This is a genomic window from Rhodocytophaga rosea (assembly GCF_010119975.1).
GTDB classification, from domain to species: domain Bacteria; phylum Bacteroidota; class Bacteroidia; order Cytophagales; family 172606-1; genus Rhodocytophaga; species Rhodocytophaga rosea.
The window spans coordinates 2,486,309-2,503,322 of sequence record NZ_CP048222.1; the positions used below are offsets into that span (position 1 = coordinate 2,486,309).

The following is a 17,014-nucleotide window of genomic DNA, read 5'->3' on the forward strand; positions in this document are numbered from 1 at the left end:
TCAGGTATTTATACGGTGTTTTTGCCGTAAATACGCATTTTTAAAATCCAGTATTTCACCTGTTTTAAGGCAGCAACAGAATACACAATTTTGTACCGTAGCTAACAGGCTCTTTTTAGTTTTTGGCTAAGCATAGCTTGTTAAACGAAATTTTTGTAAAAGGAGATACAATTTTTTGCCGGTTTACCTTCCAGATTCCCGATAGTTGCTATACAGCTATTGGTAAACTGGAAACCATATCGGTTGTATCTCTTATTAAATGTATAGGTATGAAAATAACCACCTGTCTCGGTCTGGAAAAAAGCTGCTATTCTGTTGGCTTATATAGCGTATTAGATGCTTACGCTTCTTTGCTGCGCGATGGAGATACTGATAATGCGATCCGGACGCAGCCCGGAGAAACACAGGTAGATGGGCGGGCACTGCATTATAGGTATTCAGCTAACCTAGCTGTATTTGTATCTTACATGCAAACATTCTTCACTACAAATATTTCTTTAGTTCTCCACCTTCTGAATCAAATTATTAAAAGCACTTTCGATGGGATTGGTTTACTCTCGTGGGTATCTGTACTTTCCAAAAGCAAAACCAATCTGGTTATAACTGGCTGTTCTTAGGCAGCCTGCTAACCACCAAGAACTTCCAATGGTGACAATAGAACAATTAAGGCAGCCCTGCATAGGGCTGCTCTAATTCACTTTTAAATCCTCTCCTATTCTTAGCTCGGGTAAGGCACTCATCAAGGCTGTTTTACATGTAAATTTTTTTTATCACCTTGCTATACAATGGCTGGTAAAGAATTTATATCTATTAAAAAAGCCGCACAGCTCACCGGGCAGTCTGAACATACATTGCTCAAGCTGTGGAACAGATATCAGTCGACTACTAAGGTGAAGGAGAAAAATGGCAAAAGATATATTTCTCAGGCTTTATTGAAAAAAAAGCTGGCTGCCTATACAGAAGAACCTGAAATAAATAACACAACCCATACGGCACAAAAGCCGCCTGATTCTCCTGTTTCCGGCGATTCTCCAACCATATTAGGATTACTAACCCAGCAATTACAAGAGAAAGACAAGCAACTCTCATCCAAAGATACCCAGATTGCCCAGTTGATCGAACGCACCAGAGAACAGAACAACATTATATTTTCCTTAGAACAACACCAGCAGCAACTCGAATCTAAACTAGCCTTACAAATACCTGCCCCTCCCCAGCCGGACAATAAAGAGAGTAAGCCGCAGATAAATTATGTATTTATAGCGCTAATTATGCTGTTGGTAGGAGTGGTTTTAATTATTTTCTATACCTTTTTGAACAGTTGAAAAATTTCACCAATACGCAAAGGCAAAATTTTCTGAATTGATTTTCACCAAATGCATGAAAGGCCTTTAAAATTAAGTTGCTTTGTTATTGATTATTAATCGCTTGTTATACATTTGTAGCAGTCAATATATTTCAGTAACTGAAAATTAATTCATTCGTATAAATACCTAACTTAACCAACAAAATTTTATTATGGCAGCTTGTGATCCGGTAACTTATCAAGGTGTAACAGCAAGTATATTTCAATCAGTAAAACAAGAGCTGGAAAACAATGGATTTTCAGTTCCGGGAACAAACGGCACCATTCGTGGGCCTTACGGAATTGTGATAGATTATAACTGGGATGAACCTTCTGAAAGCTTATATATTCATGTAGTAGATAAGAGTTTCTTTGTGCCATGTAGCCAGATTCATTCGCAGCTGAATAATGCATTAACTAAATTTACTGCCTGACAGGTAGTTTAGTGCGTTTTTCATCCGGTTGCCCAAAAGGCACATATCCTTCCTTATCATATTGTTTTAATTTTTTCAGCAGCCATTTGGGTATCAAACCTGAACGGATTGCTCCCATATTTTCCAGAATGTAGATACTTTCCCGGATAATAAGGGCTGAATTTGCGATTCCATTACACCAGCCAAAGTACTGGTTCTTTTCCCCTTCTATGGTAAAGTGGGAAATAATATGTATCAGAATCAGATAACAGGCATAAATCAATATTTTCTGCAGCCATAAAATGATCAACTTATAACTGAGCGTATGCTTTATATACTGTACATACAATCCTAATAAACTGTTGATTACAATCAGCACTACCAGAAAATTAAGAAATTGCCAGTCGGCATACATATACGTCTCAATAAATTTTAGCCAGCTATACAGTCTGGCTTTCCCATACTCTATTTCTTTCATCCATTGAAGTAAATTTGTTAAGTTCATAGCTGTAAAGACTGGGATTAATAAATAAATTTGAATAACTCCTGTTAAGTATTTGCGTTATATTATATATTGCAGTATAATAACTTTAATTAACATAAAAAAGTTGCAGTACTAAAATAAATTTTACCTTATAAATAGCTACAAAATGTCTGTTGAAGAAAAAATTAAAGAAGTAGCTCAAATTAAAGGAGTTACTCTCAAAAATTTGGCTATAAAAATTGAGATGACTGAAACTGGTTTTTATGCCATGATCCGGAATAAAAGTATGAAAGTAGAAACTTTACAAAAAATAAGTAAAGTATTAGGTATCGACCCAGCTGTTTTACTGAATCAGGCTCCCTTATCCGATACAGATCTTGCCCCCAGATCAGCCGAGTTTTATTCGGGTTCTAACATACGTGTATTGCCGATAGTGGTAGATAAGGAAGAAATAGAACGGATCACTTTTGTGCCGATCAAAGCGGCGGCTGGCTATCTTACCCGTTTCCAGGATTTAGAATACATTCAACAATTACCCAGCTTTAATTTACCCAACCTGAAAGATGGAACTTACCGGGCTTTTGAAGTAGAAGGCGACAGCATGAAACCTACCATACATGCCGGCGATATTGTGATTTGCCGCTATGTAGAAAACTGGTTTCATATTATGGATAACCGCATTTACCTGGTAGCCGGTGTAGAAGGAATCGGAATTGTTGTAAAAAGAGTGATTAACCGCCTGAAAAAAGACAATAAAGTAATTCTGTGTTCAGAAAATGATTTTTACCCGAACTTCGAACTACCAGCTGAAGAGATTTATGAAGTATGGGAAGTAAAAGTAAAAGTAAGCACTAATCTGGAACCACCCTTATACCTGGATAACCGCCTTCGGCGACTGGAGGAAAACATTAATAATGTAGTGGGAATGGTTTCTAAAGTGCTGGTTACTGAAAAAGGCTAAGGATTTTTAAGGGTCATATTTTTTATTTTTTCTGTTTTAGCCGTCACTTAATCCCCTGTTTTTTGAAAGGGACATAAACTTGACAGGTTTTATTACTTTGTATATAAACTGGCTTTTTTTCTTACCTGCCCTGATAAGTAATACGTAGCTTAGCCTCTTCGTTTTAATATATACAGAACTCAGACACAAACTATTCAATATATGAAAAACTTTACCCTGCTTGTTTTGTTTCTGCTGGTAGGCGGAACTTTACTAAAAGCCCAGGTTCGGTTACATGTGGGAGCTACTTCTGCTTTCAATAGTACATTCGTGCTGGATAAGGGCTTAACCGATGATCCTCGGTACAATGCTGAAATGACCTACAAATGGTCGCCGGTGGGAATCGCTTTCGGAACAGACTTCACCAATGGCTTTGGTTTGCAACTGGAATCTATTCTTTCCAAACAAGGCCAGATCTATCAGATTGTAGATATTGCCCAGCAACAGATCGGCGAAAGAAAAATTGACCTGGAGTACATTCATTTGCCGCTTTTGTTAAACTTTATGGGAAACAGTGCCTCCCGGACGAGCTTTAATTTTGCCTTTGGTCCGCAGTTATCTATACTTACCCAGGGACAGGAGATATATCAGCAATATAAACAAGGAACTTTGAAACTTCCTGAGGGTGGACAAGTACCACAAGGGGCTACGGATAATGGAAACGGTACTTATACCGCTCCTCCTTCCACCACTGTACTTGCCAGTTCAGATGCATCTGCCGCTATAAAGCAGTTTAAAGACAAAGATTTACAACTGGCGATTGGGTTTGGTTTGAACATAGATATTGGCTCACATTTATATTTGTCTACCAATGTGCGGGGCAATTATGGCTTTACAGATATGCGTAATGAGGATTTAATCAATAGCATCAAACAAAATTCGCCCAACGATGTGCTAAAAGATCTGTTTGGCAGAAGAGCTAATATGTTAGTAGGTGTGCAGCTAGGCTTACATTATATGTTTGGAGGGAACCGCACAGCCATTCGCAGCTTAGGTCCATTGGGAAATTAATTTCTGAAAACAGCAGTAATTACGATTGTAGCCAATATATTCACACAATTTCTGGTAATATTTTTATCAACGGCGAATTGCTTATCTCAAAAAGTAATTCACCGTTGTTGTAATTAAATGGAACAAGCGTCAAGCCTGCTTCTTATCCAGCACCGCCATTGTAATACGGCTGATACAAACCAATTGGCCGGCATCGTTGGTAATCCGGATTTCCCACACATGCGTTTGCCTGCCCAGGTGGATAGCTGTTGCTTTTCCATGTACAAAACCACTGCTTACTCCTTTTATATGATTGGCGTTAATTTCTAAACCAACACAAAATTGCTTGCTGGTATCTACCGACAAATGAGCCGCCAGGCTACCCAGGGTTTCTGCCAGCGCCACTGAAGCACCTCCGTGTAACAGGCCAAAGGGCTGTTTGGTCCGATTATCTACCGGCATTTTGCCACACAAATAATCTGTTCCGATCTCAGTAAATTCCATTCCCAAGTGCTCACTTAAGGTATTTTTACCAATATTCTGAAGTTGTTCGAGGGTGGTGCCTGGTTGTATCATGCGAGTATAGGATGGTCAGTAAGTAAAATTCCCGGTAATATAATCGACAAGTGTATGCTATTCAAGTTTTCACCCCAAATCCAATACGCAGAACCTTATCAGGAAATGACTTCAAAAATAGTTGTGGATGACAGATAAGCTATATAAATTATTTCCAGTGGTCAATAGAATCTAAAGGATAGATGGGTCTGGGAATATGCTGATATTTTACTTGAAATACGTCTATTTGCGTTGTACCTGCCGAAATTACATTTATTGTTTTACGATTATACAACAGGAAAAAATAACGGAATGGAAATAGGTTCTTCACCACAACAATATCAGCTTTCCACAGATTTAGTCCCAGCTCTTTAAAAAAACGTGGAAAAAATGCAGATGCCGGCCGCTCTGTCAGGATCAGATGCGTACCCTGATTTTTGAGCACAGCTGTTTTCCCGGTTTCTTTCATATCCTGTTTGAAAATAAGTTCTCCTTTAAAAGCCAGGGGCTGGTTATAAATTTTATCTAATTTACCGCCCACCGTAACTTCTATTTCTTGGGTAAGCTTCGTTTCAAAAGCCAGTTGTGCCATCGGTGCATCTCTTACCGGAATATAGGCCGTATATTGAGGCGCCAGTTCGGAAATAGTTTTCAGCAGCCAGGTATTTTCTCCAGGAGCACCAGCCGCAACCACATCCGAAACATCGCACCATATAATCGTACCCAGTAACCTGGAAATTCTGGATTGTTTTACCTTTTCAATGGCCGTTTCGGGTTTTACTGGCTGAGGATGTTTTACGTGACGTACCTGCCAGTTTAGATCAGCCAGTTCTTCCGACAGTTGTTCTGATAGTTGCTTATTTCCATCTGTAACCACAATGGTACTCCATCCCAGCTCAGGGTCGTCGAGCCAGATATGTACCATAAAGGTAGTTACACTCAATACATCTGGCTGCTTTTCCATGGCGTTCATCCGGCGGAATATTTTGCGCATGGGCGAAAGAAAATCTATGGTAAACCCTCCGCCTTTCAGCAATTTCATCTTGCGGAATGCCATTACCGGTTTCACTTTACCTAACACTGTATCAATCAGAATTTTTCCCGTCCGGAAACCAGTCTGATAATGATCCCGATGGGGATTAGTGCGATACCCTACAATGAATGTAGCCAGTTGAACCGTTTGTTTAGTAACGTTAGCATGCAAATCCAGGGCAAGTCCGATGGGAATCTGATGGCCACAAAGGCTCCGGATCAATTGCAAAATATCTGTTTCCGGGTCACGCATCCCTTCTACACCCATAGCCCCATGCATGGATAGAAAAATACCATCCAGGTCTGTGTGTGACTGTAAGGCATGCGCTATATATTCTTTAAATCCATAATATACCTCTTTTTCTACTGGTCCGCCAGAAGTAGCCCAGGCGGTTATCACCGGAATCACTTCTATTTCATGTTTGGCATATTTGCGGACCGCTCCCAGAAAACCAGCAATTTGTTTGGTAGAATATATTTTACTAAACGCCCACACCTCTTCCCCATAGCCCAACGCTCCGGCTTTGAAATCTTCCAGGGTTGTAAGTACCGGAGAGAATGAGTTAGTCTCTTGTTGTATCTCAATAACGGCGATTTTTTTCCTCATAGCTTTATCCCGATCAAATATATTAAACAATATTATTGTACAGGCAGAGTTTATAGAAAGAAGTCATAAAATATAGTCATTATATCAAATGACTGGTAAACGGTATTGGAAAGGCTATAAGACAATAATATAAGATACCTATATGAAGCATTATTTTCAAATATGTACCCCTCAAATCTTCAGTTTTACAATTTTTGAATAAAAAATATGGCATTTTTTAGATCTGTTTCCCTTCCTTTAAATTTTAATCATCTTTTAATTCAAAAAATTATTGCTATGCAAATAAAATTTATACTATTGCATACACCTATTCCAGTTACTTAATTCAACTATTGAAGTTGTTTTAACTGTTCGTATACCGCCTACAAAGAGCTAGTCAGTCAGTTTTATACGTTTTCCCTACGCCACCAAAAAATTAATAAGGAATACTCAAAACTAAATCTTCCTTCAAAAATAATCCTATTATGAACTGCAGACACTGTAACGCTGTCTTACAACATAACTTTATTGACCTGGGTATGTCTCCGCTGTGCGAAAGTTATATTAAACCAGAGCAGTTACACCATATGGAGCCATTTTATCCCCTGCATGTATATGTGTGCGATACATGCTACCTGGTGCAACTGGATGAATTTGTGAGTCCTGCGGATATTTTCAGCGACTATGCCTACTTTTCTTCCTACTCTGATTCCTGGTTGCGCCATGCCAAAAATTACACCGATCTGATGGTAAACCGGTTTGGCCTGAATAAAAATAGCCTGGTTGTAGAAATTGCCAGCAACGACGGGTATTTGCTTCAATACTTTGTGGAGAAGAATATTCCTTGTCTGGGAGTAGAGCCTGCAGCCAATGTGGCAGAATATGCCATGAAGAAAGGCGTAAAGTCAATCGTTAAGTTTTTTGGAGTAAAAACAGCCGGAGAGGTAAAGCAGGAATATGGGAAAGCCGACTTGATTCTGGGTAACAATGTACTGGCCCACGTACCCGACATTAATGACCTGGTAGCCGGCATGAAAGTGTTACTGAAACCAGATGGAATTATTACCATGGAGTTTCCACATCTGGAGCGTTTGATGGAGGAAAACCAGTTTGATACCATATACCATGAGCATTTTTCCTATCTGTCGCTGATAGCTGTAGATAAAATATTCGCTCACCATGGACTCACTCTTTTTGATGTACAAGAACTCCCTTCCCACGGCGGTTCTTTACGCATTTACGCCCGGCACACACAAGATACCTCTAAACCTGTAAGTGAAAATGTAACTAACTTATTGAAACGGGAACAGGAGGCAGGATTCACTAACATGGCATACTATTCCTCGTTTACCGAACAAGTAAAAGAAACAAAGCGTAAAATTCTGGCGTTCCTGATTGATGCCAAACGAAAAGGAAAAACAGTGGCCGGATATGGAGCACCTGGTAAAGGAAATACATTGTTGAATTACTGTGGCATTCGTACTGATTTTATCGATTATACAGTAGACAGGAATCCACATAAACAGGGTAGTTTTCTTCCCGGAACCCATATTCCAATCCATCATCCCGATAAGATCAAAGAAACAAAGCCTGATTATATCTTTATTCTGCCCTGGAACCTGAAAACTGAAATTATGAATCAGCTTTCTTACGTTCGGGAATGGGGAGCAAAATTCGTAGTTCCCATTCCTGAGATTATAGTGTATAGCTAAACTCATTTATTCTTTATTTTTTAACCTAATTTTTATTATTATGAAAGTTGTACTTTTTTGTGGCGGTTTAGGTATGAGGCTCAGAGAGTACTCTGAAAATATTCCCAAACCAATGGTTATGATTGGTTACAGACCGATTTTATGGAAAATTATGAAATACTATGCCCATTATGGTCACAAGGATTTTATACTTTGCCTCGGTTATAAGGGAGACATGATTAAGGATTACTTCCTGAATTACAATGAATACGTATCCAACGACTTTGTATTTTCAGAAGGTGGTAAAGACTTACATTTGCTCAACAGTGACATTGACGACTGGAAAATCACCTTTGTGGATACAGGCATGACCTCTAACATCGGACAGCGCCTAAAAGCTGTACAACCCTATCTGGAAGGAGAAGATGTTTTTCTGGCCAACTATAGTGATGGCCTTACAGACCTGCCCCTGGATAAAATGATCGATCATTTTTATGCTAAAAATAAAATAGCCAGTTTTCTGGCCTATCAATCTACACAAACCTTCCATGTGGTAAAATTGTATGATGACGATTCGGTAGACAGCATCCGGCCTATTGCTAATTCAGGCTTGTGGATTAATTGCGGATGTTTTATTCTCCGGAAGGAAATATTTAACTATATGGAAGAAGGAGATGAACTGGTAGAGAAGCCCTTCCAACGGTTAATTGCCGAACACCAGCTGACTGCTTACCGGTATAATGGTTTCTGGGTAGCGATGGATACATTTAAAGACAAACAACTACTCGACGATATGCATGCCAAAGGCAATACCCCCTGGGATGTATGGAGAAAACCGAATACCAAACTTGTATCTTCTAAAGCAAATGCTCCATTTAAACTTTAGCCAGGCTACCAAAAGCGAATATAAATTACTTTGTCTGGGAGCACATTGCGATGATATTGAGATCGGCTGTGGCGGCACCTTGCTGAAACTGATCGAAAACTATACAATCAGTTTTGTAAAATGGGTGGTATTTGCGTCTACCGAAGAAAGAGCCAGAGAAGCAAAAACAAGTGCCGAACTCTTCTTGCAAGGAGTAAAAGAAAAAGATATAGTTGTACATCAATACCGCGATGGTTTCCTGGGGTATTCAGGCTATGAGATCAAGGATAATTTTGAGCAGATTAAAAAAGAGTTCGCACCTGATGTAGTTTTTACGCATTACCGCAACGACCGGCATCAGGACCACCGCCTCCTCTCCGACCTGGCCTGGAATACATTCAGAAATCATTTTATTCTGGAATATGAAATTCCCAAATATGATGGCGACCTGGGAATTCCAAATCTATTCGTATCGCTGGATGGCCGGCTGGCTGAGAAAAAAACAGATATATTGCTAAAAAGTTTTGCCAGCCAGTCGAATAAGCACTGGTTTGACAGAGAAACTTTTCTGGCCCTGATGCGCCTGAGGGGTATGGAATGTGCGGCAGAAAATAAATATGCAGAGGCCTTCCATGCCCGTAAAGTATTGGTAAGTTAATGTATCTTGCAATAGGTAAACGCTTATATCTATCTCATGACAATTTCTACAACCAGGCTATGGAGACCAGTTGGGCTTAAAGAGTTAAGGTTAATATTTGATTCCGGCTATAAAAGTTATCCGCCCCGTTTGTACTGGCAACCTATTTTCTATCCGGTCACCAATTTTGCGTATGCAGAGCAAATAACCAGGGAATGGAATGTACCATCTAATGGTGATCATTGTGGGTTTGTGACTGAGTTTGACATTAACCGGGCGCATTTAGCTCAATATCAGGAACAGAATGTAGGTGGGACTATTCATAATGAATACTGGATACCTGCCGAAGAACTGGAAGCTTTTAATGATAAGATCACAGGTGATATCCGGGTAGTTGCTTCCCGGTATTCGGCAGATTATAAAGGGATTTCTGTCGAAAAAGGAATACTTTCCGGCAAGAATATTTGGGAACAACTATCCTACCTGGAGTCAGTTATTCATGAAAAAGAGCACATTAAAGCAGTATTTGCGGAAGCTGAATATGCTGTTCTTACAAACCTTGGTTTCTGGAAACAATTTGCAAAGGAGAAAGAAGCAGTAGTTAACCAGCTCATTGAAGTTTGGCGGGAGTTCAGACCAGCGCAAGGAAATAATTACCTCTGATCACTTATCCTTACAAACCGTATTTTTCCATCTTCCGGTATAATGTGCTTCTTCCAAAACCAAGCTCTTTGGCAGCCAGGGTCAGGTTTCCTTTGTATTTTTTGATGGCTTGCTGAATAGCAGCTTTCTCCATGGCTTCCAGGTTGTAATTTTCCATTTTCTGTTCTGCTTTTTTAGCAGGCTGATGCAGTAAAAAATCTGAGGATTTGAGTTCAACACTGTCGCTCATAATTACAGCCCGTTCGATAGCATGTTGTAACTCCCGGATGTTACCAGGCCAGGGATATTGCCTGAATTGTTTGATGGCTTCCTTATGGATGGTCATTCCATATTTTCTGTACTTTTTGGTATATATATTCAGAAAATGGTCGGCCAATACCGGAATATCTTCTGTACGTTCCCGCAAGGGAGGCAACTTAATTTCTACAGTATTGATGCGGTATAGCAGGTCCTGCCGGAAAGTATTTTCGGCCACCATAGCATACAAGGGCTGATTAGCTGCACATACCAGCCGGATATCTATTGGAATGAGTTTGTTGGAACCCAGGCGGCTGATTTGCCTGTTCTGTAGCACCGTTAATAATTTAGCCTGCAAGGCCAAGGGGAGATTTCCGATTTCATCTAAAAACAACGTTCCGCCGGAAGCAATCTCAAACCGTCCGGCTCTCTCCTCCTTTGCATCGGTAAACGCCCCTCGTACATGGCCAAATAGTTCGCTTTCAAATAAGGTAGGAGCAATGGCACCCACATCTACTTTTATAAAATCGGCTTCTGCCCTACCCGATTTCCGGTGTATTGCCCTGGCCACCAGTTCCTTCCCGGTGCCATTTTCGCCTAAAATCAATACGTTGGCATCGGTAATGGCTACTTTTTCAATAGAACTCAGTACTTGCTGCATTACTATAGACGAAGTGATTAATTCCGGATAATGGCTATTGGCATCCTGTGCCAGTACTTTCTGTTTAGAACGCAACTGCCTTACTTCTTTCTTCGACTGGCTTAGCTGATACACCGTAAGCACACTGGATACTAACTTTTCTTTCTCCCAGGGTTTTACCAGAAAATCAATGGCTCCCTGCCGGACGGCTGAAACTGCCAGGTCAATATCACCATACGCCGTATTCATCATCACATGGGTGCCTGGGTCGAGATGAAGAATTTCTTTCAGCCAGTGCAGGCCTTCTTTTCCACTGGTTTGTCCGGTGGTAAAGTTCATATCCAGCACGATTACATCATAAGAATCTTTCTGCAAAAGTTCATAAATTCTAGCCGGATCGCTTTCTGTATGCACCAGGGAGAATTGCCTTTTCAGAATCATTCTGGCGGTCAGCAATACATCGGTATCATCATCAATTATAAGTATCTTACCAGGGAGCAGGGTCATAAAGTGATTGGGTGAATGCGTGATTGAGTGATGGCTGTATGGTTAAATTGTCAGATGATTAAAAATACTTTATAAAGCAGTGTTTAAAAATTATGATGCTTTATTCGATATTTTAACCCACTCAACCACTCAATCGCCTAATATAAAGATTGTATCATTTTGAAACAATACTGTGTGCCAGAGTGAAACATATTAACTTATAGTATCAAAATCTATATCATTTAATATATTGATTTTCAAAACTATACATATATGGTATATAAGTTGAATAAAGTCTGGCATCTGTATATGAGTCTCTGCACCAAAACCATGATTAAGCATTTCATCATGCCTGAAGTGGTAGAGGAAGAATCGATATGCAACAGAACCTTTTTACTATAAACTATGCTTCGCAACTACCTCACCATCGCTTACCGCAACCTTAAGAAAAGCAAGCTGTTTTCTGCGATCAATATTCTGGGACTAGCGCTTGGGATTGCGGCCTGCCTGCTTATTCTGCAATATGTTTGTTATGAACTCAGTTTTGACCGCTTTCACACCGATGCCAGCCGCATCTACCGCATTACCAACGACCGCTACCAGAAAGGGAAACTCATTCAGCATGGCACTATTACCTATCCTACCATCGGCCCCACCCTGGTAAAAGAATATCCGGAAGTAGAAGCAAACACCAGATTAACGGATGGCGGAAAAATGCTTATCCGTTATCAGGATAACCTGATTGCAGAAAATAATTCATTAATAGCAGATGATAAATTCCTGACTTTTTTCAGCTTTCCACTCTTAGCAGGCAATCCTAAAACAGCACTGACAACAACCCATACAGTCGTGATTACTGAAAGTCTGGCAACAAAAGTATTTGGTTTCCCTGTAAAAGAGATGGATAAGGCGATAGGAAAAAGCATCTATTTGGATACCGATAAAAATCCTTTCCAGGTAACAGGTATTGCCAAAGATGTACCTATTCATTCACACTTACAGTTTAACCTATTAATTTCTTATCCAACCATCATCAAAGATTGGGGTGAATGGACCGATAACAGCTGGACCAGCTCTGATTTTTATCATTACATCAAGTTAAAACCTGGTATCAGCAAAGCCAGCCTGGAAGCAAAACTGCCGGAATTTAGTGACCGGTTTTTTCAGGGAGATAAGGTTTCCGGAAGTGTTGAAAAATTCTTTCTGCAACCCTTAGTAGATGCACACCTGTACTCAGATTATGAATATGAAATTGGAGAAACCACCAATGGGAAAATAGTATGGGTAATGCTGGCTGTAGCCATTATTATTCTGCTTATCGCCTGGATCAATTATATCAATCTTACCACCACCCGTTCGCTGGAACGGGCAAAAGAAGTAGGCGTGAGAAAAGTATTAGGTGCTCAAAAAAATCAGATCATCCGGCAGTTTTTAGCCGAATCAGTTGTATTGAATGTGCTGGGCTTTATTCTGGCACTTACCCTCACACAATTTGCCCAGCCTTTGTTGAATACCTTTACTGGCAAAAAATTATCTCTCTCCTTGCTTATTTATAATGGGTACAGTGGTTATCTCACCGGCTTATTTATTCTGCTGGTATTTTGTGCCGGTGTTATTCTGTCCGGGTTTTATCCGGCATTTTCCTTATCAGCCTTTCAGCCGATTGCTGTACTGAAAGGTAAATTTACAAGTACCACGAAAGGAGGCTTCCTGAGAAAGGCGCTGGTGGTAAGCCAGTACGCGGCTTCTATTGCGCTGATTATTGCCACTATAACCATATATACCCAGATACAATATATGCGCAACAAAGACTTAGGGCTCAATATTGAACAAATGCTAGTGATGCGGGGACCTGGTTTAACGGAATATGATTCTACATTTATTGACCGGATCAATACTTTTAAAACAGAACTTAAACGGTTACCAGCCATACAAAAATCAGCCACTTCCTCTAACCTGCCTGGCGACCGATTGCCCCGTACCTTCGACTTCAGGCGGAAAAATGACCCTGAGCAGGCCACAGTAACCATGAGCCGGATGAACATAGATTCTGATTTTATAGATACCTACCAGATGAACGTAGTTTCCGGCAGAACCTTTCTTCTCTCAGATCATAATCCGGATTTCAACAAAATCAGGCATATTCTGCTTAACCAGACAGCAGTAAAACTCTTAGGCTTTAAAACTGATTCGGCAGCTGTTCATCAGACTATTACTTTCTGGAACCGGGATTGGGAAGTAGTGGGTATTGTAAAAGATTTTCACCAGCAATCGCTGAAAAACCTGGTAGAGCCTATTGTATTCTTGCCTACCTATGCCACTGGAGCTACTATCTCTATGAAAGTGCGTACAGAGAATCTGCCAGCCACCATTGACTATATTCAAGATAAGTTCATGACCTTCTTTCCGGGAAACCAGTTTGAATATTTTTTTATGGATGACCAGTTTAACCGGCAATACCAGGATGATCAGAAATTCGGGAAAGTGTTAGGGTTGTTTTCTATCCTCACCATTATTGTGTCTTCCCTGGGATTGTTTGGTTTGTCTTATTATACCACCTTGCAGCGGACCAAAGAAATAGGCATCCGCAAAGTATTAGGGGCTTCTGTCGGACAACTATTATTTCTGCTGTCAAAAGATTTTGTGCTGCTGCTACTCCTGGCAAACATGATCGCCTTACCACTAGCCTGGTTTGGTATACATGCCTGGCTTCAAAATTATGCCTATCACATCGATATTACTCCCTGGTTACTAGTACTTCCCAGCCTGATGGTATTGCTGATGGCCTTATTCACGGTAAGTTTTCAAACGCTCAGATCGGCCAAGGAAAATCCGGTGAAAGCTTTGAGATACGAGTAAGCCTGGAAACTTAATGAAAAAATTTATGCTTCACAATTACCTGATTATTGCTTATAGAAACCTGCTCCGGCATAAGTCTTTCTCTGCCATCAACATCATAGGGTTGGCTATAGGAATGGCTGCCTGTCTGGTTATTCTCCATTATATTAGTTTTGAATTAAGCTACGATCGTTTTCATGAAAAAGGAGAAAGAATTTACCGGATCAGAAACGACCATTATGACAATAAAGGGGATTTTTCTCATAAACGGGCTATCACGTATGGAGCTGTTAGCGTAACCATGAAAAAGGAATTTCCTGAGGTAGTAGAACAAGCCAGGTTTTTCCCTGCACAGGCAATCATTAGTTACAAAACCAAAGGAGGAAAATCGGTTTCTTTCAGAGAGAAAAAGGTTGCTTTTGTTGACGCTTCCTTTCTAACAATTTTCTCCTTTCCTGTTATTAGAGCAATAACTGGCCCTCTCTCTCCGGAAAAACTTATTGAAAATACCAATACCATTATCCTGACAGAGTCTATGGCACACCGGTATTTTGGATGGGAAAATCCACTTGGTAAAACCCTCACTATTTTTGGCGAAGAGCAGCTTCTGGTAACTGGTGTTATGCAGGATGTACCAGTAAATTCCCACATATACTTTGATTGCCTGGTTTCCTATAGCACTTTATTGCCGGAAGCAGCCGAAAGCCTGGATAGTTGGAATGGAGATAATATATATGCTTATGTACAGCTGGCCAAACAGGCTGACCCCAAAAAAGTAGAAGAAAAACTCCCGGCTATGCTGGAAAAATACCGGGGAAAAGCACACCTGGATAAATTGACTTTGCAGCCCCTCAGCAACATTCATCTATATTCAGACCTGGATTATGAAGCCGAAATAAACGAAAACGGAACTACCGTGAAAATACTGGCTGTAGTTGCATTGCTGCTTGCCCTGATTGCCTGGATTAATTTCATCAATCTTTCTACGGCCAGGGCGATGGTACGGGCCAAAGAAGTGGGTATCCGCAAGGTGATTGGCTCCGGAAGGACTGAATTGATTAAACAATTTATTCTGGAAGCCCTTCTCCTCAACTGCATCAGTGCCATTTTTGCCATTACCATTGCTCAACTTTCGCTGCCACTGATTCAGGATTTTACCGGATGGGAATTACCAAAAGTATCTTTAATAGTTATGTTACGCTCACCAGTGTATGGCATCCAGTATCCGTTTGTACTTCTGTTTATCCTGGGAAGTTTTCTTTCTGCACTGTATCCGGCATTTGTTTTATCTGCTTATTCGCCCATGCAAGTGTTAAAAGGGCAGTTTAAAAATTCTGTGCAGGGGATATTACTGCGTAAAAGCCTGGTCGTTTTTCAATTCGCAGCTTCTGTTTTACTAATTGCGGCTACCATGGCTGTTTATCAGCAGCTTTCCTACATGTTGAATGAAAACCTGGGTGTAAACATTGAAAAAACCCTGGTTATAGATGCTCCCAGCATTCATGAGGAAGGAGATAGGTATGCAGAGCAGCTACAGATATTCAGAAACGAGTTGTTGCAAAACCCTTCCATTACCGGTTTTTCAGTCAGCAGCGATGTGCCCGGAAAACCCATTGGCTCCTCCAGAGGAGGGGTAAAACGGGCGAATGCCGGCGAATTTGTGGGCAATCGTTATAATATAGCCTGGGTAGATGAATTCTATTTTCCACAATATGAGATCACCTTTCTGGCTGGCAGAAATTTCTCTCAAAACTTCTCTACTGATAAAAGCGAAGGCATCATACTCAATGAAACTGCCTGCCGCCAGTTAGGTTTTGCAAATCCACAAGCTGCGGTAGGTGAATATATTTTTGTTAACTGGCAGGACAAAAAGCAGGTGATTGGTGTAATTAAAGATTATCATCAGCATTTTCTGAAAGAGGCCCTCGATCCGGTTTTGTATGAGTATGCCAAAAGAAGCCGCAATTATTTCTCCATTAAAATAAATGCATCCAACTTTTCCGAAACGATAGGACAAGTGCAACAGAAGTATACCAGTACCTTTGCCGAAAATCCATTCAACTATTTCTTTCTGGATGCTTTTTATGATACACAATATAAATCAGACCGGCAGTTTCTGAAAATATTTGGTTTGTTTGCCAGCTTAGCCATTGCGGTTGCCTGTTTGGGTTTATTCGGATTAGCTTCGTTTACCATGGCCCAGCGGACGAAAGAAGTAGGGGTACGCAAAGTACTGGGAGCTTCAGTGAACGATATTGTACTGCTGCTCAGTAAAGATTTCATTCGTCTGGTACTGGTAGCATCATTCATTGCATGGCCTTTGGTGTACTGGGGCATCCATAGCTGGTTAAATAATTACGCCTTCCGGATCGGAATAAGTGCCTGGTTCTTAATTTTACCGGCGATACTATTGCTTCTGATAGCCCTGACTACAATAAGTCTGCAAACCCTACAAGCCGCCAGAGCTAATCCGGTGAAATCGCTACGATATGAATAATTGGAGCCTGTATTTTCAGGGCGGCACAAAATTATATTAATAACTCATACAAAAT

At 40.5% G+C, this 17,014-nt stretch carries 15 protein-coding genes; 11 read left to right on the plus strand and 4 right to left on the minus strand.

Annotated elements, in window-relative coordinates; genetic code table 11:
• Positions 1 to 269: 269 nt before the first annotated feature.
• The 3 genes from GXP67_RS10385 (at position 270) to GXP67_RS10395 (ending at position 1,779) form a co-directional block, all read left to right on the plus strand.
• A complete protein-coding gene (locus tag GXP67_RS10385) occupies positions 270 to 617 on the plus strand; it encodes a hypothetical protein (RefSeq protein WP_162443066.1) in 348 nt (115 codons plus the stop codon).
• Between the two features lie 168 nt (positions 618 to 785).
• Positions 786 to 1,325: a hypothetical protein gene (locus GXP67_RS10390; protein ID WP_162443067.1), complete on the plus strand. Its 540-nt coding sequence runs from the start codon at positions 786 to 788 to the stop codon at positions 1,323 to 1,325.
• A 193-nt stretch (positions 1,326 to 1,518) separates the two neighbouring features.
• Positions 1,519 to 1,779, plus strand: a complete 261-nt coding sequence (locus tag GXP67_RS10395) for a hypothetical protein (RefSeq protein WP_162443068.1) — start codon at positions 1,519 to 1,521, stop codon at positions 1,777 to 1,779.
• Here GXP67_RS10395 and GXP67_RS10400 read toward each other — a convergent pair.
• On the minus strand, positions 1,769 to 2,263 hold the full coding sequence (locus GXP67_RS10400) for a phage holin family protein (RefSeq protein WP_162443069.1): 495 nt from the start codon (positions 2,261 to 2,263) through the stop codon (positions 1,769 to 1,771). The two genes, GXP67_RS10395 and GXP67_RS10400, sit on opposite strands and share 11 nt — an antisense overlap.
• A gap of 145 nt (positions 2,264 to 2,408) precedes the next feature.
• Here GXP67_RS10400 and GXP67_RS10405 point away from each other — a divergent pair, with 145 nt between their 5' ends.
• Positions 2,409 to 3,203, plus strand: coding sequence for an XRE family transcriptional regulator (locus tag GXP67_RS10405; protein ID WP_162443070.1), 795 nt, complete (start codon positions 2,409 to 2,411; stop codon positions 3,201 to 3,203).
• Between the two features lie 201 nt (positions 3,204 to 3,404).
• Positions 3,405 to 4,253, plus strand: a complete 849-nt coding sequence (locus tag GXP67_RS10410) for an outer membrane beta-barrel protein (protein WP_162443071.1) — start codon at positions 3,405 to 3,407, stop codon at positions 4,251 to 4,253.
• A gap of 129 nt (positions 4,254 to 4,382) precedes the next feature.
• Here the strand turns inward: GXP67_RS10410 and GXP67_RS10415 are convergent, their stop codons facing one another.
• Both GXP67_RS10415 and GXP67_RS10420 read right to left on the minus strand, forming a co-directional pair.
• Positions 4,383 to 4,808: a hotdog fold thioesterase gene (locus tag GXP67_RS10415; protein WP_162443072.1), complete on the minus strand. Its 426-nt coding sequence runs from the start codon at positions 4,806 to 4,808 to the stop codon at positions 4,383 to 4,385.
• A 148-nt stretch (positions 4,809 to 4,956) separates the two neighbouring features.
• Positions 4,957 to 6,426 carry a M81 family metallopeptidase gene (locus GXP67_RS10420; RefSeq protein ID WP_162443073.1) on the minus strand — a complete coding sequence of 490 codons (1,470 nt, stop codon included), beginning with the start codon at positions 6,424 to 6,426 and terminating at the stop codon, positions 4,957 to 4,959.
• Between the two features lie 464 nt (positions 6,427 to 6,890).
• Here GXP67_RS10420 and GXP67_RS10425 point away from each other — a divergent pair, with 464 nt between their 5' ends.
• From GXP67_RS10425 to GXP67_RS36980, 4 genes are read left to right on the plus strand one after another with little or no spacing between them, the layout of a single operon-like run.
• Positions 6,891 to 8,117: a class I SAM-dependent methyltransferase gene (locus tag GXP67_RS10425; protein WP_162443074.1), complete on the plus strand. Its 1,227-nt coding sequence runs from the start codon at positions 6,891 to 6,893 to the stop codon at positions 8,115 to 8,117.
• A 40-nt stretch (positions 8,118 to 8,157) separates the two neighbouring features.
• Positions 8,158 to 8,982, plus strand: a complete 825-nt coding sequence (locus tag GXP67_RS10430) for a sugar phosphate nucleotidyltransferase (protein WP_162443075.1) — start codon at positions 8,158 to 8,160, stop codon at positions 8,980 to 8,982.
• Entirely contained in the window at positions 8,963 to 9,619 is a 657-nt protein-coding gene (locus GXP67_RS10435) for a PIG-L deacetylase family protein (protein WP_162443076.1), read from the plus strand. Before GXP67_RS10430 ends, GXP67_RS10435 begins: the two co-directional genes overlap by 20 nt.
• Before the next feature lie 36 nt (positions 9,620 to 9,655).
• Entirely contained in the window at positions 9,656 to 10,261 is a 606-nt protein-coding gene (locus tag GXP67_RS36980; protein ID WP_197901675.1) for a hypothetical protein, read from the plus strand.
• Between the two features lie 10 nt (positions 10,262 to 10,271).
• On the opposite strand, the gene GXP67_RS10445 is transcribed toward GXP67_RS36980, so the two are convergent.
• Positions 10,272 to 11,645: a sigma-54-dependent transcriptional regulator gene (locus GXP67_RS10445; protein ID WP_162443077.1), complete on the minus strand. Its 1,374-nt coding sequence runs from the start codon at positions 11,643 to 11,645 to the stop codon at positions 10,272 to 10,274.
• Between the two features lie 384 nt (positions 11,646 to 12,029).
• Between GXP67_RS10445 and GXP67_RS10450 the strand changes: the two genes are divergently transcribed.
• Positions 12,030 to 14,483: an ABC transporter permease gene (locus GXP67_RS10450; RefSeq protein ID WP_162443078.1), complete on the plus strand. Its 2,454-nt coding sequence runs from the start codon at positions 12,030 to 12,032 to the stop codon at positions 14,481 to 14,483.
• Between the two features lie 25 nt (positions 14,484 to 14,508).
• Complete coding sequence (locus tag GXP67_RS10455) at positions 14,509 to 16,959, plus strand: ABC transporter permease (protein ID WP_162443079.1); 2,451 nt, start codon at positions 14,509 to 14,511, stop codon at positions 16,957 to 16,959.
• Positions 16,960 to 17,014 lie beyond the last annotated feature (55 nt).